The sequence below is a fragment of the Rathayibacter sp. VKM Ac-2754 genome (assembly GCF_009807095.1).
Taxonomy (GTDB): domain Bacteria; phylum Actinomycetota; class Actinomycetes; order Actinomycetales; family Microbacteriaceae; genus Rathayibacter.
The window spans coordinates 505,446-521,958 of the sequence record NZ_WUCC01000001.1; the positions used below are offsets into that span (position 1 = coordinate 505,446).

Genomic DNA, 16,513 nt, shown 5'->3' on the forward strand with positions numbered 1-16,513 from the left:
AACTCTTTCCATCGGTGATCGCCGCGTTGAACGAGGGATTGCGAGTCATTTTGTCACAGAGAGTGTCGAGATGGGCAGTGCTCTGCTCTCGACGCCTCACTCCCAGAACTACATAGGCGTGCTATGTTTATGGACGTGCCCGATTCCAGCGCCCCCGTGCGCCTCGCCTCCGCCGCCACCGCCCTCGCGCGGTTCGCCGGCCGGTCGAGCGGCGCCACGGGGCTCGGCGCCCAGTCCGGCGCGGTCTGGTCGACGCTCGCCGAGCTGCGCACCTCGCCGCCCGTCCGCCTCGGCGAGCTCGCCGAGCGCGTCCGCGTCACCCAGCCGACGATGACGGGCATCATCGCCCGCCTCGACGAGGCCGGCTGGATCCGCCGCGTGCACGACGAGGACGACGGCCGCGCCTGGCTGATCGAGGGCACCGCGGAGGGGTTCGCCGCTCTCGGCGAGCACCGCCTCCGCCTCGAGAGCGCCCTCGCTCCGCTCTTCGACGACCTCGACGACGACGACCGCCGCGCCCTCGAGCGCGCCGCCTCGATCGTCGAGACCCGCGTCGCCCGCACCCGCTCCTCCTCCCCCGAGAAAGGCCCCACGCCGTGACATCCCCGCACTCCCCCGCCGCCGGCGGCTCGATCCTGAAGCAGCCGCTCGCCGTCTGGGCCGTCGCCTTCGCCGCCGTCATCGCCTTCATGGGCATCGGCCTGGTCGACCCGATCCTCCCGGCGATCGCCGAGAGCCTCGAGGCGACTCCGACCGAGACCTCGCTGCTGTTCACGAGCTATCTCGTGATCACCGGCGTCGTGATGTTCTTCACCAGCTGGATCTCGACGCGCATCGGCGCGAAGAAGACGCTGATGATCGGGCTCGTGCTGATCGTCGTCTTCGCGGCTCTCGCCGGAACCGCCGGCAGCGTCGAGGGCGTCATCGGCTTCCGCGCCGGCTGGGGCTTCGGCAACGCGCTCTTCATCGCGACGGCGCTCTCGACCATCGTCGGGGCGGCGAGCGGAGGCTCGTCGGCCGCGATCGTGCTCTACGAGGCCGCGCTGGGCATCGGCATCGCGATCGGCCCGCTGCTCGGAGGGCTCCTCGGCAGCGTCTCGTGGCGCGGACCGTTCTTCGGCACCGCCGTGCTGATGGCGATCGGCTTCATCGCGATCGCGACGCTGCTCCGCGAGGACGGCCCGCGGCCCACTCCGACCCCGCTGTCCGCCCCCTTCGCCGCGCTGAAGGTCCCGGCGATCCGCACCCTCGCGGGCGCCGCGCTCTTCTACAACATCGGCTTCTTCGTGCTGCTCGCCTATACGCCGTACCCGCTGGGGCTCGACGAGATGGGCCTCGGCTTCACCTTCTTCGGCTGGGGTCTCGGAGTCGCGATCACCTCGGTGTTCGTCGCCCCGCTGCTCACGCGGCGCCTGCCCCGCACCGTGGTCCTCCGCTCGGTGCTCGTGCTGCTCGCCCTCGACCTCGTCGCCGGCGGGCTGGCGATCTCGTCGCGGGTCGGCCTCATCGTCTGCATCATCGTCGGCGGGCTGCTGCTCGGCATCGTCAACACCGTGCTCACCGAGTGCGTGATGGAGGCGACCGACCTGCCCCGCTCCGTCGCCTCCTCCGCCTACTCGGGCGTCCGGTTCCTCGGCGGAGCGATCGCGCCGCCCGCCGCCTCCGCCCTGGCCGCCGCGATCTCGCCGGCGTTCCCGATGTACGCCGCCGCGGGCGCCGTGCTGGTCGCGTCGCTGATCGTGCTGCTGGGCCGGAAGACCCTCGCCCGGGCGGACGCCCACGGCGAGGAGCCCTCGACCGTCGAGGCCCAGGCGATCGCCGTAGGCGAATCGCTGTAGGCCGCCGGCCTGCTGGTCGAGTAGCTCCGCAGGGGCGTATCGAGACCCCGCCACCATCAGCAGATCAGGCCTTGGACCTGGCCTTCTGACGATCGCGGATCTCGATACGCCCGCTTCGCGGGCTACTCGATCAGCAGGGTGCAGCCACACCCACCGGGGAGTGTCGAGCGCTCGCTGCGCACAGCATCAGCTGAGAGCGGCGGGCCTCCTCCACTGAGCGAGGCCCACCACTCCCAGCTGATGTTGCGTGGGCGTCAGACCGCCAGCTGGGGGTAGACGGCCTCGAGGGGGGCCGAGAGGCCGGACTTGACCTGGCGGCTGGTGTCGTCGGCGAGGACCTCGAAGGCGCCCGCCTCGAGGCCGTCGTAGGTCTGGCCCACGACGTCGGCCGGGCTCGCCTTCGGGCCGTCGGCCCCGGCCGCCATCGGAGTGTCGACGTAGCCGACGTGCAGCCCGAGCACGTGCACGCCCTGCGGCGCGAGCTCGAGGCGCAGCGAGTTCGTGGCCGACCAGAGCGCCGCCTTCGAGGCGCTGTACCCGCCCGCCACCGCGAACCAGCTGAGGGCCGAGTGCACGTCGACGATCGCCGCTCCGTCGGCCGTGGCGAGTCGGGAGGCGAACGCCTTCGCGAGCAGGACCGGCCCGAAGAAGTTGGTCTCCATCACCGCGCGCAGCTCCTCCGCCGACAGCGCGAGGAGGCTGTAGCTCGCCCCGGAGACGCCCGCGTTGTTCACGAGGACCGTCACGTCGGGCGCCGCCTCGACAGCCGCCGCGATCGACGCGGCGTCGTTCACATCGAGGACGAGCGGGACGATCCGCTCGTCGCCCCACTCCTTCGGCCGGCGGGCGGCGGCGTAGACCTTCGACGCGCCGCGCGCGAGCGCCTGGGCGACGAACTCGGATCCGAGTCCTCCGTTCGCCCCGGTGACGAGGACGACTGCTCCGGTGAGTGCTGGCATGGTGGGTTCTCCCTGGGATCGGGTCGCGACCTCCGCGACCAGTGCTCCTGACAACCCGGGACGAGTAGGTTGGTATTCCCAACTCACTCGGAGAGGCTCTCATGACGACCGTCGGCATCACCCCCCGCGCCTGCCCTATCGCCGCGGGGCTCGAGGTGCTCGGGGAGCGCTGGAGCCTGCTCGTGCTCCGCGAGCTCGCGTTCGGCGAGCACCGCTTCGACCGGATCCAGGCGTTCACCGGCGCCCCGCGCGACGTGCTCACGGCGCGGCTGCGCAGCCTCGAGGAGCACGGCGTCATCGAGCGCGTCCGCTACTCGGAGCGCCCGCCCCGCTCCGAGTACCACCTGACCGAGGCCGGCCGCGAGGCCGCGCCGATCCTCATCGCGCTCGCCGCCTGGGGCGAGCGCTGGGCGCGCGACCCGGAGGCGCGGCAGCCCTACGCGCACGACTGCGGAGCCCTCCTCGAGCCTCGACTGCACTGCGCGGTCTGCGGCGAGCCGATGGGCGCCGACTCGATCGAGCTGGCGGAGGCGCCGAACGTCAGCTGAGAGTGCTCGTCACGCACGATGGCGCGCGAGAGCCGCTCTCAGCTGACGGTGCGCGCGGCTCAGGCCGCGACCTCGAGCATCCGCGGGCGGAGCGCGGCGGTCAGCGGATCCGCCGCGCACGCCGCCAGCGCCGCCGCGAGCACGCCGGGCGCGGGCCGCTGATCCCGCACGCACACGTCCACTCCCGCCGGAGTGAACGGCGTGCGGGCGAAGCGCGTCAGCGCCCATCCCGCGTCGAGATCGGCCGCGACGAACGACCACCGGCTCCGCGCCAGCAGCGTCAACGGCTCGACCCCGCGCCAGCGGAAGCCGAGCGGATCCGCGGGGTCGGGGCTGTCGATACCCACGACGTACCGCGGCCCGCGCCGCCCCCGCCAGCTCACGACGTCGCCGACCTCGCCGGTCGGCAGCGGCGCGTACGTGATCGCGACTCCGGCCCGCGCGCGCCACAGCGGCAGGCTCGAGCCGCGCACGAACCAGGTGCCCGTCGCGAGGGCGGCCCGGTCGATCACTGCAGGGCGTGCTTGATGTTGGTGCGGGCGAGCGCGACGGCCTCGCCGGCGCCGCCGTTCATCACGATCTTCGACATGGCCAGCGCGAAGCCCTTCACCTGGGCACCGGTGATGGTCGGCGGCAGCGAGAGGGCGAGCGGATCCGTCACCACGTCGACGAGGACCGGCCCGTTCTCGGCGAGCGCCTCCCGCAGCGCACCCTCGACCTCCCGCGGGTCCTCGACGCGGATCCCGCGGATGCCGACCGCCTCCGCCACCTTCGCGTAGTCGACCATCGGCACGTCGACCGCGAAGTCGGGGAAGCCGTCGACCAGCATCTCGACCTTGACGAGCCCGAGCGTCGAGTTGTTGAAGACCACGATCGTGACCGGGAGCTTGTAAGCCGCCACCGTCACCAGCTCGCCCATCAGCATCGAGAGCCCGCCGTCTCCGCTCAGCGAGACGACCTGCCGACCCGGGTGCGAGAGCTGCGCGCCGACCGCCTGGGGCAGCGCGTTGGCCATCGAGCCGTGCAGGTACGAGCCGATCAGGCGGCGACGGCCGTTCGGCGTGATGTAGCGGGCCTGCCAGACGTTGCCCATGCCGGTGTCGGCGGTGACGATCGCGTCGTCCGAGAGCAGCCCGTCGAGGGTGGAGGCGACCAGCTCGGGGTGGATCGGGCGGCGCTTCTCGACCTCGGTGTACTTCCCGACGACTCCGGTGACGAGCTTCTCGTGCTTCTTCAGCGTCTTGTCGAGGAAGCGGTGGTCCTTCCGCTTCACCAGCGGGGTGAGCGCGGTGAGGGTGGCGGCGACGTCTCCGTGCACGGGATGCGCGACGCTCACGCGCCGGCCGAGCTTCGAGGCGTCGGTGTCGACCTGCGCGACGACCACCTTCCCGTCGTCGGGAAGGAACTGCTCGTAGGGGAAGTCGGTGCCGAGCAGGATCAGCAGGTCGGCGTCGTGGATGCCGGCGTGCGCCGCTCCGTAGCCCAGCAGGCCCGTCATGCCGACGTCGTAGGGGTTGTCGTACTGGATCCACTCCTTGCCGCGCAGCGAGTGCCCGACCGGTGCTCCCACCAGCTCGGCGAACGCGACGACCTCGTCGTGCGCGTCGCGCACTCCGGCGCCGGCGAAGATCGCGACGGTCCTCGCCTCGTCGATCGCCGTGGCGAGCGCCCGCACGTCGGCGTCGTCCGGCACGAGCGTGGGAGGCGCGGGCAGCACGAACGCGGGGAACTCGCCCACGGCGTCCAGCTCGGCGATGTCGCCGGGGAGGGTCACCACGGCCACCCCCTTCAGGGCCACGGCGCTGCGCAGCGCGGCGTTGACCACCCGGGGGGCCTGCGCCGCGGTCGAGACCAGCTCGCGGTAGTTCGAGCACTCGACGAACAGGCGGTCGGGGTGCGTCTCCTGGAAGTAGGAGGAGCCGATCTCGTTGCTCGGGATGTGGCTGGCGATCGCCAGGACCGGGGCGCCCGAGCGGTGCGCGTCGTACAGGCCGTTGATCAGGTGCAGGTTGCCGGGCCCGCAGCTGCCCGCGCAGACCGCGAGCTTCCCGGTGAGCTGGGCCTCGGCGCCGGCGGCGAAGGCGGCCGCCTCCTCGTTGCGCACGTGGATCCAGTCGATGCCCCCCTTCGCCGACCCGCCGCTGCGGCGGACCGAGTCCACGATCGGGTTGAGCGAGTCTCCGACGATCCCGTAGATCCGGGACACACCGGCGTCGATGAGCTGGGCGATGAGCTGGTCCGCGACCGTCTTCTGAGCCATGCGTCTATTCGACTACCGTCGGCTGGGCGTCCGCCCCTGCAGAGTGTCGCGAATCCGTCGCCGGAGGGAGCCCCGGACGGCCGGCTCGCCCTACCCTGGGGGTCGATCCGTCACCGCCACCCCGTCTGGAGCAGCTCATGAACCGCCGCCGTACCGCTCTCGTCCTCGCCGCCTCCGCAGCGCTCGCCCTCGGCCTCAGCGGCTGCTCCACTGTCAACAGCATGATGGGCGGCGAGACCCGCGACGACACCTCGGGCGAGATCGTCGAGGGCGGCACGACCGACGTCTTCCAGCTGCGGGTCGGCGACTGCCTGAACGACGAGCTGAGCGAGACGGCCACCGAGGTGACCGACGTGCCGACCGTGCCGTGCACCGAGCCGCACAGCTACGAGGTGTTCCAGAACGTGACGATGGCCGAGGCCGACGAGTACCCGGGCGAGACCGCGACGACGGACCAGGCCGAGACCGAGTGCAGCGCGGCGTTCGACGGCTTCGTCGGCCTCAGCTACGAGGAGTCGCAGTACGACTTCAGCTACTACTACCCGACCCAGGAGAGCTGGGACGGCGGCGACCGCACCATCAACTGCCTGATCACCGACCCGGCCGGCCCCAACTCGGGCAGCCTCGCGGGCGTCGCCGCCTGATCGTCCGCAGAAGCAAGGCCAGACCGCTCGAATCTCGGAATTCTCGCGATATCAGCGGATCCAGCCTTACTTGTGCGGCGCCTCCATCCGAGACGTCACCTCTGGGCGCGGGAAGAGGCGCAGCAGCAGACCCGAGACGATCCAGATCGTCGCGATGCCGACGACCAGCCATCCGGCGGGGAGGCTCGACGCCGCGCCCGCGAGCACCGCGCCCACCGCGGCGGCCGCTGCCCGCAGGCCCGCGCCGATCGTGAAGACCTGCGAGCGCACGGCCGCCGGGCTCTCCTGATCGCGCAGGAGCAGCATGGCCGCGTTCGCGGGCGCGGTGAAGACCCCCGCGACGGCGAACGCGACGACCGTCACGACGATCCCGAGGTCGGGAGCGGCGACCAGCAGGCTGGCTCCCGTCGCGGCGAAGCCCGCGCCCATCACCCAGGCCGGGGGCCGGTGGGTCCACCTCCGGGCCGCGACCGCGATCGCGCCGAGGAGGCCGCCGACGGCGAAGGCGGTGAGGATCCACGCCGCTCCGTCCGTGCTGCCGAGCCGCTCGAGCGAGAGGCCGATCGCGGCGACCCCGGCGGCGCCTCCGCCGACCTGGCTCAGCGTGCCCGCGAGGGTGACGACCGCGATCGGGCGGTGGCGGACGAGATGGGTGACACCGGCCGCGATGGTGCGCCGGACGCCCACGGTCGGCATCGGCCGCGGCTCCATGACCAGCGCGAGCGAGCCGAGGACTCCGACGAGGGCGAGGACGGCCATGGCCAGCATGGCGACCCGCGCCGAGCCGACTCCGATCGCGAGCCCCGCGATCGCCGGACCGCTGATCGAGGCGACGGTGTACGAGAGCGAGTCCTGCGCGTAGGCCCGCCGAGGGTCGGCGATGGCGCTGGTGACGAAGCTCGACATGCCGCCCATGTAGACCGGCGTCGCCAGCCCGGCCAGCAGGAGCAGCAGCGCGATCAGCGGAGTCGGCACGTCGCCGAGGAAGGCGGCCAGGGCGAACGCGGCGGCCGTCGTCACGGCGGCGCCGACCAGCAGGCGGCGCGGCTTGCGGATGCGGTCGAGCACCGTGCCGACGAGCGGCGCCGCGACGACGCTCGGGAACAGCGCGGCGCCGGTCAGCAGCGCGCCGAGCGCCACGTCGTCGAGGCGCTCGACGGCGAGGACGGGGAGGGCGACGACCATCCCCGAGCTGGCGAGACGCAGCGGGATCGACGCGGCCTGATAGGTGAACGCGCTCATGCGGCTCCGGAGGACATCACCCTCGATCGTGTCACGCCCGCGGGGAGCCGTCGTACCCGCCCGCCCGCTCGCCTGCGGCGTGCCTGCTGGTCGAGCCCGCAGGCGGCGTATCGAGCCGCGAAGCCGCGTCGAGTCTCAGTGATGCGGGAAGAGTCCGCGCCACCTCCTTCCCTGCTGGTCGAGCCCGCAGCCCCGCAGGGGCGTACCGAGACCCGCCGGCGTCGGCAGATCAGCCTCCTGACCAGATCTTCTGAAGGACGTGGATCTCGATACGCCCGCAGAGCGGGCTACTCGATCAGCGAGGACGGGACCATACGCAGGAAGTCACTTCTCCCGAGAGCACCGGGACGCCCGTGGTCGAATGGGGGCGACCCGAGGAGGCACCGTGCGTCAGCTGCCGCGCATCCGGCTCGACCCGAGCGTCCCCGCTCCCCCGTTCGCCGATGCCGCGGCGTCGGAGGCGTTCCACCGCGGCCTCGCGATCCACGTGGCCGAGCTGGGGCGCGCCTCCGGGGGCCCGCATCCCGAGACCCTCGCGGTCTGCGCCGCCGTCGGGGCCGGTGGCCGCGGAGCCCCGGGCGACCCGAGCGCGCAGGTGCTCGACATCGCGCTGCGGACCTTCTTCCCCGCCTCCTGGACCCCGGCCTCGCTCGTGCGCGCCGTCCGCGACGTGCTCCCCTCCCGAGGCCTGCACTGGACGACGGTGCGTCCCGACCGCCTCGCCTACGACGCCGATCCGCGCTGGGTCGCCGACCGCGCCGCGGACGGGAGCTGGAGCGCGCAGCTCGTCGAGCGCGGAGTCGCCCGGCCCGACGTCACCGCCGCGGACGACGACGAGATGGTCGTCGCGATCATGGCGCACGTGATCAGCTCGTTCCCGTACCCCTACGGCTGGGTCCGGAGCGAGGACGAGCTGCTGCGCCGACGGGGCGCCGCCGAGGAGGTCGTCCGCGCCTTCGCCCTCGAGCGCCGCCTCCCGTACCTCGCCGAGTGGACGTAGCGCTCACCGGATCCGTCGGGATCAGGATCGCTCCCCCGGCGACCGCTTCCGATTCCGGAGCGCGAGCTGCAGCGCCGCGAGCAGCAGCAGCACCGCGAAGAGGACTCCCGAGTACCGGGCGGGCAGCAGGAACGACAGCGCGACTCCGGCGAACGAGAACCCCGTCGCGAAGAGCCCCACGATGAGGCCGGCGCGCAGATCGAGCAGCCCGCGGCGCGCGTTCGCGATCGAGCCGGTGACAGCGGTCGGGATCATCGCGGCCAGCGACGTGCCCTTCGCCAGCAGGTCGGCGAGCCCGAACGCGCCGACCAGGACGGGCACGGCGATCGCCCCGCCGCCGATGCCGAAGAGACCCGAGGCGACGCCCATCAGGATCCCGAGGCCCGCGAATCCGGGCCACACCCCCCAGCCCTCCGCGACGTCCCCGGTCTCGTTCGAGCCGAAGACGGCCATCCGCACGGCTGCCGCGACGAGCAGGGCGACGAACAGCCAGCGGAGCACGCCGAGCGGCAGCCGCGCCAGCAGCCACGAGCCCAGGATCGCGCCGAGCATCGCCGCCGCGGCGATCACCGCGGCGGGGAGCCAGGCCACCTGGCCGGACAGCGCGTAGGCGAAGGCACCCGCGACCGAGGTGGGGGCGATGGCGAGCAGCGAGGTCGCGGAGGCGCGGCGCTGGTCCATCCCGGCCCAGGCGATGAGCATGGGCACCATCACGATGCCGCCGCCGACGCCGAAGAGCCCCGAGAGCACCCCGCCGATCGTGCCGATGACGGCGAGGAGGAGCAGGGTCCTCGGTCGCACGCGGGAGGCGGGGGGCTCGGTCGTCGCGTCGTCCGTCACTCGACCATCGCACCACAGCAGGACGGCGGGCGGCGAATCACCGCGGGGCAGCCGCCCGCCGGTCCAGCGGGTGCGTAGCCTTCATCGAGCGAGGCGGGTGTCTGCGGGGGCGGGCGGACGCGGATCCCGATCCGGAACCGCTCGCGCAGAGGGGGGACGGATGACGAGCGTGCTGGGAGCGGCGCGGTGGCCGTCGGCCCTCGCGATCAGGGCCGTGTTCGAGCGCGAGGCCCGGCGCACGGCCGCGGGCATGCGCCGGCGCGCACCGGAGGGCGTCTCGCGCGTCGCCGAGGTGATCCCCGGCCGCCCGGGGGCACCCGCGACGACGGCCGACGTCTTCCGCTCGGCAGGCGCCGGCGCCCGGCCCACCGTCGTCTGGATCCACGGCGGAGCCTGGATCTCGGGGCACCGGCGCGACGTCGACCCCTACCTCCGCCTGCTCGCCGACGCCGGCTACACGACCGTCGGCCTCGACTACGGCCGCGGGCCCGAGTCGATCTACCCGACGGCGCCCCGCCAGCTCCTCGCCGCCCTCGAGCACCTGCGGCGCCACGCCGGCCGCCTCGGCATCGCCCGCGATCGGATCGTGCTGGCCGGGGACTCCGCCGGCGCACAGCTCGCGAGCCAGCTGGCCACCGCCGTCACCAACCCCTCCTACGCGCGCGACGCCGGCCTCACGACGTCGCTGCCGGTCGACGCCGTGCGCGCGGTGGTGCTGCACTGCGGCGTGTTCGATCTGAGCTCGATGGCGAAGGTCACCGGAGTCGCGGGCTGGGGCTTCCGCTCCGCGCTCTGGGCCTACACCGGGCACCGCAACTGGTCGGAGTCGACCGCCGGCGCGCAGATGTCGACGATCGACCACGTGACTCCGCGGTTCCCTCCGGTGTTCATCAGCGGAGGCAACGCCGACGCCCTCACGGCGCGCCAGTCGCGCCCGTTCGCGGCGCACCTGCGCTCGCTCGGCGTCCCCGTGACCGAGCTGTTCTGGGGCGCCGGCCACGAGGCGCAGCTCGGCCACGAGTACCAGTTCGACCTCGACCTCGCCGACGCGCGGACGGCCCTGGAACGGACCCTCGCCTTCCTCGAGCGCGTCACGGCCCGCTGATCGCACGTCGCTCCTGCGAGGACTCGAAGAGTCGGCGGCACCGTCTGGCAGTTCCCTGGACGCTCCGGATCCGACCGTGACGATCGAGCCCCGCCGAGCGTCCTATCCGCAGAAGCGCCCGATCACCGTGACCGGGCAGTGAGCGAAAGAGGAGATCATGGCCGAGAGCATCACCACCCCCGCGACCGGAGCCGGACGCACCGTCATCGACGACGGCGTCATCGCGAAGGTCGCCGGCATCGCCGCGCGCGAGGTCCGCGGCGTGCACGCTCTCGGCGGTGGCGCCGCCCGCGCCATCGGCGCCCTCCGCAGCGCGATCGGCAACGACGACCGCGGCCAGGGCGTCAAGGTCGAGGTCGGCGAGCGCCAGGTCGCGGCCGACGTGACGATCGTCGCCGAGTACCCCACCCCGCTCCAGGACGTCGCCGAGGGTGTCCGCTCGGCCGTCGCCGACGCGATCCAGCAGATCATCGGCATGGAGGTCGCCGAGATCAACGTGACCGTCCAGGACGTGCACATCCCCGAGGACGACGCTCCCGAGGCCGAGCCCCGCGTCGCCTGACCCCCAGAAGTAGTCCGTTCGAGCGGCGCCCCGCGGGTGAAGACCCGCAGGGCGCCTCTCGTGCGTCACCCTGAGAGCGCGCGATCCCCGGACCCCGGATCCGTTCTCGTCCGAACACGATCCCGATCCCGAACAGGAGGTGCGCCGTGGACCGTTCCAGCACCCGGCCCCTTGACGTGGACGACACCGTCGCCCTCATCGCCGTCCTCGCCACCCTGGAGGCACTGGTCTCCGCCCACCGCCTCGAGGACAGCGACGTCGCCGTCCTCCGCCACAGCCTCGCCCTCGGCGGCGCCGTGCTCCCCGGCGCCGACACCGACGAGATCGTCGCGTCACTGGGCGCGCTGAACGGGCGTCTCCGTGACTCGATCGCCTGAGCTGACCGGCACCCGTCGGCTAGTCTGGGCGCGGCCGGTGCCGAAGGAGCGTCCGCGCGCTCACCGCGCGGGCGCGTGAACCCGGAGGAGCAGTGATGAGCGGAGACCACTTCGTCCTCTCGACCGCCACTCCGTGGGACGACCGCACCGAGATCATCGGCGTGTACGCCTCCGAGGCCTGGGCCAGGGAGGCGGCGACGACGTGGCTCCGGGCACCCGACCGCGAGGCCTTCCCGCGCTGCGTGATCGAGAGCTGGAACGGACCGAACCTGCTCGAGCGCTCCGTCATCGAGGGGATCGACGCGGAGGACGCGGACGCACGGGTCGACTGACCCGGTCGCTCAGTCCCGCCAGTGCGCGGGCCGCGCGAAGTCGCGGGGCAGCACCGTCGCCGCATCACCGCGGGTGCTCGAGAGCTGCGACTGCGTGAGGTAGATCGCCTCCGACAGATCGGCGCCCGAGACGTCGGCGTCGCGGAGGTCGGCTCCGAGGACGTCGCAGGCGCGCAGGTCGGCGCCGCGCAGGTCCGCGGCGATCAGCAGCGCCCCGCGCAGGTCGGCTCCCCGCAGGTCGGCGCCGGCCAGCGCCGCGGCGACGAGATCGGCGCCCGGACCCAGGCGCTTCCTCCGCGCTCGAGACGCGCCGCGACCCGCCCTCGCCGCCGCGCTCGCCTCGATCAGCGCCGGACGGGCCGCCGCGTACTCCGCATCGACGTCGAGCGCCAGCACGACCGCCGACTCCTGCAGCGTGAGCGCATGGACGGCGTCGAACCGCGCCCGGACCCTCTCGCGGAGCTCGGTCGAGACGCCGGGCAGGGCCAGAGCGACGTCGAGGTACCAGAGCAGCTCGTGCAGCCTCCGCATCAGCGGGAAGACCGCGAACATCGCCGCGCGCACCTCGTCGTCGCCGCGCCACGACACTCCGCCGAACGTCTGCATCGAAACCTTCTGGCCCGCGCCGAAGCAGTCGAAGACCGTGCAGCCCACGAAGCCCTCGGGGCGGAGCCGGCGGTGGATCGAGCAGGAGTCGTCGGCGGCGAGGTTCGCGCACGGGTCGCCGGCGGGCTTGTCGACGGGGAAGTCGGCCGAGCGCGCGAAGGCGAGCGCGACGCAGCACAGGGCGAAGCAGTTCGCGCAGTCGGCGCCGAGGTCTTCTCGGCGGCCGAGCTCGACCCGGGTGCGTGACGACATCGCCCTCGAGACTACGCGGGCGACGGAGACGGGCGGGTCAGTGCGCGAGCGCCAGCACGCCGACCACGAGCGCGCCGAGGCCGACCAGGCCGACGAGCGAGACGATGCTCTGCCGCACGCTCAACCCGGCACGGGCGACCGCGATCAGGGCGATGCCCGCCAGGGTGAGGACGTAGACGCCCACGCCGATCCAGAGGGCGGTCCGCGCGTCGAGCCAGCCGAGCGCGGCGGCCGCCAGCGCGAGGACGGGCACGGAGGCGGAGGCGAGCGCACCGCCCGCGATCCGCAGCATCGTGCGCGTCTCGGCTCGTGACGGAGTCGCGGCGTGGGTGACCTGGTGCGCGATCACCTCGGCGACGAAGCCGGCCGCAGAGATGCCGACGATCGACACGACGAGGCTGCGGAGCGCGTGCCCGGCGTCGGGCTCGTCGCCGACCGCGTAGATCATCACGACCGCGAGTCCGGTGAAGGCCGCGTAGACCCGCTCCTTGAGCGCCCGCGCCGTCTCGTCGAGGGGGCGGCGGGTGTAGGCGAGCCAGCGGCCGGCGGGCCCGGGCCGAGCGCCCACCTCAGTAGGAGGCGGCGTCGACGCGCGACGCGGAGGAGTCGCCCGCCAGACGCGCGGCGAGGTCGCCGAGGATCGTGGCCGACCCGCTCGTGCCGAAGCGGGTCACGCCGAGCGCGCGGTAGGCGAGGAGCGTGTCGAGGTCGCGGACGCCTCCGGACGCCTTCACCTGGACGGCGTCGGACACCGCGCCGCGCATCAGGCGCAGGTCGTGCTCGTTCGCGCCGCCGCCGCCGAAGCCGGTCGCGGTCTTGACGAAGTCGGCGCCCGCGCGCTCGGACGCCTCGCTGCCCGCGACGATCTGCTCGTCGTCGAGGTAGCTGGTCTCGAGGATCACCTTGACGACGTGTCCGTCGGCGGCGTCGACCACGGCGCGGATGTCGTCCTCGACGTCCTGCAGCAGACCGCTCCGCAGCCGGCCGATGTTGACGACCATGTCGAGCTCGGAGGCGCCGTCGGCGAGGGCCTGGCGCGACTCCGCCGCCTTGGCCGCCGTCGAGGTCGTGCCGTGCGGGAATCCGATGACGGTGCCGACGAGCACTCCGGAGCCCTCGAGCCGCTCGACCGCGTGGGCGATGTCGGAGGGGCGGACGCAGACACTGAAGACGCCCGACGCGCGCGCCTCGTCGAGCTGCGCGTCGACCTCGGCGCGGGTCAGCTCGGGCTTCAGGATCGCGTGGTCGATGAGCGCCGCGATCTCGGCGACGGTCGGAAGGCTGCTTGTCATGCCCCCATTTTACGCGGCGCCCGGGCTCGGGAGCCGCCCGCCCGCCCGCTGGTCGAGCAGGCCCGCAGGGGCGTGGGGAGATTCCCCGCCACCAGAGCGGGAGACCTGCAGACCTGCTCTGCGGGCGGATGTGGATCTCGATACGCCCGCTCCGCGGGCTACTCGATCAGCATGCGGGGGGCGCCGCGGATTGCTGACGGCGTCTCGTGCGCCGCCGCCCTCCCCCGCTGGTCGAGCAGGCCCGCAGGGGCGTGGGGAGATTCCCCGCCACCAGAGCGGGAGACCTGCAGAACTGCTCTGCGGGCGGATGTGGATCTCGATACGCCCTCTGCGAGGGCTACTCGATCAGCATGCGGTGGGGGGAGCTGCAGACTGCTGACGGCGTCTCGTGCGCCGCCGCCCTCCCCCGCTGGTCGAGTAGGCCCGCAGGGCCGTATCGAGACCCACCACCACCAGAGGGAGAGACCCGCAGACCTCCGCTGCGGGCTGACGTGGATCTCGATACGCCCGCTCCGCGGGCTACTCGATCAGCATGGGGGCGCGGGCTACTCGATCAGCATGCGGTGGGGGAGCACTCTGCGAGGGCGGCGTGCTCGACACGACAACCACAACGTCGACCGCAAGAGGGAACCCCGAGCGCATCGCGAAATCGCGTGCCAAGCGATTTCGCGGAGCGGACGCAACACGCTCTGCGGAACCCGGCCACTTCGAGAAGCCGACTGCGGCGAGGGGCGGCAGGGACGCCCCTCGCCCGTGAACGCCGAAGGCCCCGCGATCGCTAGATCGCGGGGCCTTCGGTCGTTCACGCAGCTAGCACGCTGGTAGAAACCGGCGCGCTGCGCCGGTTTCTACCAGCTCGACTTGGTGATGCCGGGCAGTTCGCCGCGGTGGGCCATGTCGCGGAAGCGGACACGCGAGATGCCGAACTTCGAGAGGTTGCCGCGGGGGCGTCCGTCGACGGCGTCGCGCGAGCGGACGCGGACGGGCGACGCGTTGCGGGGGAGCTTCTGGAGGCCGACGCGGGCCTCCTCGCGGCTCTCGTCGGTCCCGGCCGGGTCGACGAGGGCCTTCTTCAGCTCGAGGCGCTTGGCCGCGTAGCGGTCGACGACGATCTTTCGCTGCTCATTGCGGGCGATCTTGCTCTTCTTGGCCATACTTAGCGCTCCTCGCGGAAGTCGACGTGCTTGCGCACTACGGGGTCGTACTTCTTGAGCACGAGACGGTCGGGGTCGTTGCGGCGGTTCTTCTTGGTCACGTAGGTGTAACCGGTGCCTGCCGTCGAACGGAGCTTGATGATCGGACGGACGTCCTGCTGCTTGGCCATTAGATCTTCACCCCGCGAGCGAGAACATCCTTGACGACGGACTCGATGCCACGGGCGTCGATGACCTTGATGCCCTTGGCCGACAGCGTCAGGGTGACGTTACGGCGGAGCGAGGGGACGTAGTACGTCTTCTTCTGCACGTTCGGGTCGAAGCGGCGCTTGGTGCGCCGGTGCGAGTGCGAGATGGCGTGTCCGAAACCGGGAACGGCTCCGGTCACCTGGCAGACTGCTGCCATGGTTTCCTCCATGTGTGATTACCGTGGGCCACGCGCGGCACGAGGCCTCGCCCGACCCACCCAAGGTCACTTGTCGGCGCACCGCCCGCCCGCGACGGGAATCCCGTCGAGAAGGCAGCACGCAAGCGCGTGCAGATGCACGCAACCTCAGTAGCTTAGGCGACGGCCGATGCCGCCGCAAGGAGCGCCGCGTTGCACGGTGCGCCTGCGCCCCGCTACGGTCACCGGGGATGCGCCCGGGGGGTTCGGGCGCCGCAAGGGGGACACTGTGGAGCGGATGAGGCGGCGCGCGCTGCTGCTGGGGATCGCGTCCGCCGCGGTGGCACTGACCGGATGCACGTCGGAGCCCGTGACGGAGACGGCCGCGACGCCTCCGGCACCCACTCCGACCGCGACCCCGACGCCCCCTCCCCCGCCGCGCCCGACACCGTCGATCACCGCCGCCGCCGCGCCGGTGCGCGCCCGCGTCCCCCTGCCCGAGGGCACCATCACCGAGCTGCCCGGCGACGGGAACCTGCTCGCGTGGACCGTCGACGACGGCTCCGACACCGAGGTCGTGGCCGCCTACGCGCAGTTCGCGAGGGACACCGGGACGCGGCTGACGTTCTTCCTCAACGGGCAGTACGACTCCTGGACGACCTGCGCGCCCGCGGTAGCGCCGCTGGTCGAGTCGGGTCAGGTGCAGCTCGCGAACCACACCTGGTCGCACGCCGACCTCACGACGCTGTCGGCCGACGGGATCCAGGAGGAGCTCGGCCGGAACGGCGAGTTCATCCGCGCGACCTACGGGGTCGAGGCCGCACCCTTCTACCGTCCGCCGTTCGGCTACACCGACCAGGCCAGCCGCGCCGCCGCCGCCGGCATCGGCTACACGGCGACGACGCTCTGGTACGGGTCGCTGTCGGACTCGGGACGGATCACCCCGGAGCAGGTGCTCGACTTCGCCGACCAGTGGTTCCTGCCGCAGCACATCGTGATCGGGCACGCGAACTTCGATCCCGTCACGCAGGTCTACGCGCAGCTGGTCGACATCCTCCGCGCGCGATCGCTCGAGACCGTCACCCTCCGCGACGTCTTCGCCGTCTGACCTGCTCCG

Annotated in this window: 21 protein-coding genes; 10 read left to right on the forward strand and 11 right to left on the reverse strand. The window is 72.6% G+C overall.

Going from position 1 to position 16,513, the window contains the following annotated elements; translation table 11 throughout:
- Window positions 1–135 precede the first annotated feature (135 nt).
- Window positions 136–600 (forward strand): MarR family winged helix-turn-helix transcriptional regulator, encoded by a 465-nt coding sequence (locus tag GRS92_RS02535; RefSeq protein WP_159852970.1) that lies wholly within the window; start codon window positions 136–138, stop codon window positions 598–600.
- On the forward strand, window positions 597–1,838 hold the full coding sequence (locus GRS92_RS02540) for an MFS transporter (RefSeq protein WP_235021778.1): 1,242 nt from the start codon (window positions 597–599) through the stop codon (window positions 1,836–1,838). Before GRS92_RS02535 ends, GRS92_RS02540 begins: the two co-directional genes overlap by 4 nt.
- Before the next feature lie 254 nt (window positions 1,839–2,092).
- Here GRS92_RS02540 and GRS92_RS02545 read toward each other — a convergent pair whose 3' ends face one another.
- The gene (locus GRS92_RS02545) at window positions 2,093–2,797 is read right to left on the reverse strand and encodes an SDR family oxidoreductase (protein ID WP_159852971.1); all 705 of its coding nucleotides are present in this window, start codon (window positions 2,795–2,797) and stop codon (window positions 2,093–2,095) included.
- 101 nt (window positions 2,798–2,898) lie between these two features.
- Here GRS92_RS02545 and GRS92_RS02550 point away from each other — a divergent pair, with 101 nt between their 5' ends.
- On the forward strand, window positions 2,899–3,345 hold the full coding sequence (locus GRS92_RS02550) for a winged helix-turn-helix transcriptional regulator (RefSeq protein WP_159852972.1): 447 nt from the start codon (window positions 2,899–2,901) through the stop codon (window positions 3,343–3,345).
- Window positions 3,346–3,404: 59 nt separating this feature from the next.
- Here GRS92_RS02550 and GRS92_RS02555 read toward each other — a convergent pair whose 3' ends face one another.
- Window positions 3,405–3,857: a hypothetical protein gene (locus tag GRS92_RS02555; protein WP_159852973.1), complete on the reverse strand. Its 453-nt coding sequence runs from the start codon at window positions 3,855–3,857 to the stop codon at window positions 3,405–3,407.
- Complete coding sequence (locus GRS92_RS02560; protein WP_159852974.1) at window positions 3,854–5,605, reverse strand: pyruvate dehydrogenase; 1,752 nt, start codon at window positions 5,603–5,605, stop codon at window positions 3,854–3,856. The genes GRS92_RS02555 and GRS92_RS02560 overlap by 4 nt, the downstream gene beginning before the upstream one ends.
- Before the next feature lie 137 nt (window positions 5,606–5,742).
- Here GRS92_RS02560 and GRS92_RS02565 point away from each other — a divergent pair, with 137 nt between their 5' ends.
- Window positions 5,743–6,249: a septum formation family protein gene (locus GRS92_RS02565; protein WP_159852975.1), complete on the forward strand. Its 507-nt coding sequence runs from the start codon at window positions 5,743–5,745 to the stop codon at window positions 6,247–6,249.
- Window positions 6,250–6,315: 66 nt separating this feature from the next.
- On the opposite strand, the gene GRS92_RS02570 is transcribed toward GRS92_RS02565, so the two are convergent.
- Entirely contained in the window at window positions 6,316–7,491 is a 1,176-nt protein-coding gene (locus tag GRS92_RS02570; protein WP_159852976.1) for an MFS transporter, read from the reverse strand.
- Between the two features lie 385 nt (window positions 7,492–7,876).
- Here GRS92_RS02570 and GRS92_RS02575 point away from each other — a divergent pair, with 385 nt between their 5' ends.
- On the forward strand, window positions 7,877–8,491 hold the full coding sequence (locus GRS92_RS02575) for a hypothetical protein (RefSeq protein WP_159852977.1): 615 nt from the start codon (window positions 7,877–7,879) through the stop codon (window positions 8,489–8,491).
- A 21-nt stretch (window positions 8,492–8,512) separates the two neighbouring features.
- Here the strand turns inward: GRS92_RS02575 and GRS92_RS02580 are convergent, their stop codons facing one another.
- Complete coding sequence (locus GRS92_RS02580) at window positions 8,513–9,331, reverse strand: sulfite exporter TauE/SafE family protein (RefSeq protein ID WP_159852979.1); 819 nt, start codon at window positions 9,329–9,331, stop codon at window positions 8,513–8,515.
- A gap of 160 nt (window positions 9,332–9,491) precedes the next feature.
- On the opposite strand from GRS92_RS02580, the gene GRS92_RS02585 reads away from it, so the two are divergent.
- The 4 genes from GRS92_RS02585 to GRS92_RS02600 all read left to right on the forward strand — a co-directional run bounded on the left by GRS92_RS02585 (window position 9,492) and on the right by GRS92_RS02600 (window position 11,707).
- Window positions 9,492–10,436, forward strand: a complete 945-nt coding sequence (locus GRS92_RS02585) for an alpha/beta hydrolase (RefSeq protein ID WP_159852981.1) — start codon at window positions 9,492–9,494, stop codon at window positions 10,434–10,436.
- Window positions 10,437–10,593: 157 nt separating this feature from the next.
- Entirely contained in the window at window positions 10,594–10,998 is a 405-nt protein-coding gene (locus GRS92_RS02590) for an Asp23/Gls24 family envelope stress response protein (protein ID WP_159852983.1), read from the forward strand.
- A 146-nt stretch (window positions 10,999–11,144) separates the two neighbouring features.
- Window positions 11,145–11,375 carry a hypothetical protein gene (locus tag GRS92_RS02595; protein WP_159852985.1) on the forward strand — a complete coding sequence of 77 codons (231 nt, stop codon included), beginning with the start codon at window positions 11,145–11,147 and terminating at the stop codon, window positions 11,373–11,375.
- 95 nt (window positions 11,376–11,470) lie between these two features.
- Window positions 11,471–11,707, forward strand: coding sequence for a hypothetical protein (locus GRS92_RS02600; protein WP_159852987.1), 237 nt, complete (start codon window positions 11,471–11,473; stop codon window positions 11,705–11,707).
- 9 nt (window positions 11,708–11,716) lie between these two features.
- On the opposite strand, the gene GRS92_RS02605 is transcribed toward GRS92_RS02600, so the two are convergent.
- The 6 genes from GRS92_RS02605 to rpmB all read right to left on the reverse strand — a co-directional run bounded on the left by GRS92_RS02605 (window position 11,717) and on the right by rpmB (window position 15,417).
- Window positions 11,717–12,565, reverse strand: a complete 849-nt coding sequence (locus GRS92_RS02605) for a pentapeptide repeat-containing protein (RefSeq protein WP_159852989.1) — start codon at window positions 12,563–12,565, stop codon at window positions 11,717–11,719.
- Window positions 12,566–12,602: 37 nt separating this feature from the next.
- On the reverse strand, window positions 12,603–13,133 hold the full coding sequence (locus GRS92_RS02610) for a hypothetical protein (protein ID WP_159852991.1): 531 nt from the start codon (window positions 13,131–13,133) through the stop codon (window positions 12,603–12,605).
- 1 nt (window position 13,134) lies between these two features.
- Window positions 13,135–13,857: a deoxyribose-phosphate aldolase gene (deoC, locus tag GRS92_RS02615; RefSeq protein WP_159852993.1), complete on the reverse strand. Its 723-nt coding sequence runs from the start codon at window positions 13,855–13,857 to the stop codon at window positions 13,135–13,137.
- Between the two features lie 848 nt (window positions 13,858–14,705).
- Window positions 14,706–15,011 (reverse strand): 30S ribosomal protein S14, encoded by a 306-nt coding sequence (gene rpsN / locus GRS92_RS02620; protein WP_056038146.1) that lies wholly within the window; start codon window positions 15,009–15,011, stop codon window positions 14,706–14,708.
- A 2-nt stretch (window positions 15,012–15,013) separates the two neighbouring features.
- Window positions 15,014–15,181, reverse strand: coding sequence for a 50S ribosomal protein L33 (gene rpmG, locus GRS92_RS02625; protein ID WP_027692168.1), 168 nt, complete (start codon window positions 15,179–15,181; stop codon window positions 15,014–15,016).
- Complete coding sequence (rpmB, locus tag GRS92_RS02630; RefSeq protein ID WP_056038148.1) at window positions 15,181–15,417, reverse strand: 50S ribosomal protein L28; 237 nt, start codon at window positions 15,415–15,417, stop codon at window positions 15,181–15,183. Before rpmB ends, rpmG begins: the two co-directional genes overlap by 1 nt.
- A gap of 277 nt (window positions 15,418–15,694) precedes the next feature.
- Here rpmB and GRS92_RS02635 point away from each other — a divergent pair, with 277 nt between their 5' ends.
- Entirely contained in the window at window positions 15,695–16,504 is an 810-nt protein-coding gene (locus GRS92_RS02635) for a polysaccharide deacetylase family protein (RefSeq protein WP_159852995.1), read from the forward strand.
- The last annotated feature ends 9 nt before the right edge of the window (window positions 16,505–16,513 follow it).

Coding starts and splice junctions, on each gene's coding strand:
- GRS92_RS02545 (WP_159852971.1), bottom strand. CDS start 2,797: ATGCCAGCACTCACCGGAGCAGTCGTCCTCGTCACCGGGGCGAACGGA.
- GRS92_RS02550 (WP_159852972.1), top strand. CDS start 2,899: ATGACGACCGTCGGCATCACCCCCCGCGCCTGCCCTATCGCCGCGGGG.
- GRS92_RS02560 (WP_159852974.1), bottom strand. CDS start 5,605: ATGGCTCAGAAGACGGTCGCGGACCAGCTCATCGCCCAGCTCATCGAC.
- GRS92_RS02565 (WP_159852975.1), top strand. CDS start 5,743: ATGAACCGCCGCCGTACCGCTCTCGTCCTCGCCGCCTCCGCAGCGCTC.
- GRS92_RS02570 (WP_159852976.1), bottom strand. CDS start 7,491: ATGAGCGCGTTCACCTATCAGGCCGCGTCGATCCCGCTGCGTCTCGCC.
- GRS92_RS02585 (WP_159852981.1), top strand. CDS start 9,492: ATGACGAGCGTGCTGGGAGCGGCGCGGTGGCCGTCGGCCCTCGCGATC.
- GRS92_RS02590 (WP_159852983.1), top strand. CDS start 10,594: ATGGCCGAGAGCATCACCACCCCCGCGACCGGAGCCGGACGCACCGTC.
- GRS92_RS02600 (WP_159852987.1), top strand. CDS start 11,471: ATGAGCGGAGACCACTTCGTCCTCTCGACCGCCACTCCGTGGGACGAC.
- GRS92_RS02605 (WP_159852989.1), bottom strand. CDS start 12,565: ATGTCGTCACGCACCCGGGTCGAGCTCGGCCGCCGAGAAGACCTCGGC.
- deoC (WP_159852993.1), bottom strand. CDS start 13,857: ATGACAAGCAGCCTTCCGACCGTCGCCGAGATCGCGGCGCTCATCGAC.
- rpsN (WP_056038146.1), bottom strand. CDS start 15,011: ATGGCCAAGAAGAGCAAGATCGCCCGCAATGAGCAGCGAAAGATCGTC.
- rpmG (WP_027692168.1), bottom strand. CDS start 15,181: ATGGCCAAGCAGCAGGACGTCCGTCCGATCATCAAGCTCCGTTCGACG.
- rpmB (WP_056038148.1), bottom strand. CDS start 15,417: ATGGCAGCAGTCTGCCAGGTGACCGGAGCCGTTCCCGGTTTCGGACAC.
- GRS92_RS02635 (WP_159852995.1), top strand. CDS start 15,695: ATGAGGCGGCGCGCGCTGCTGCTGGGGATCGCGTCCGCCGCGGTGGCA.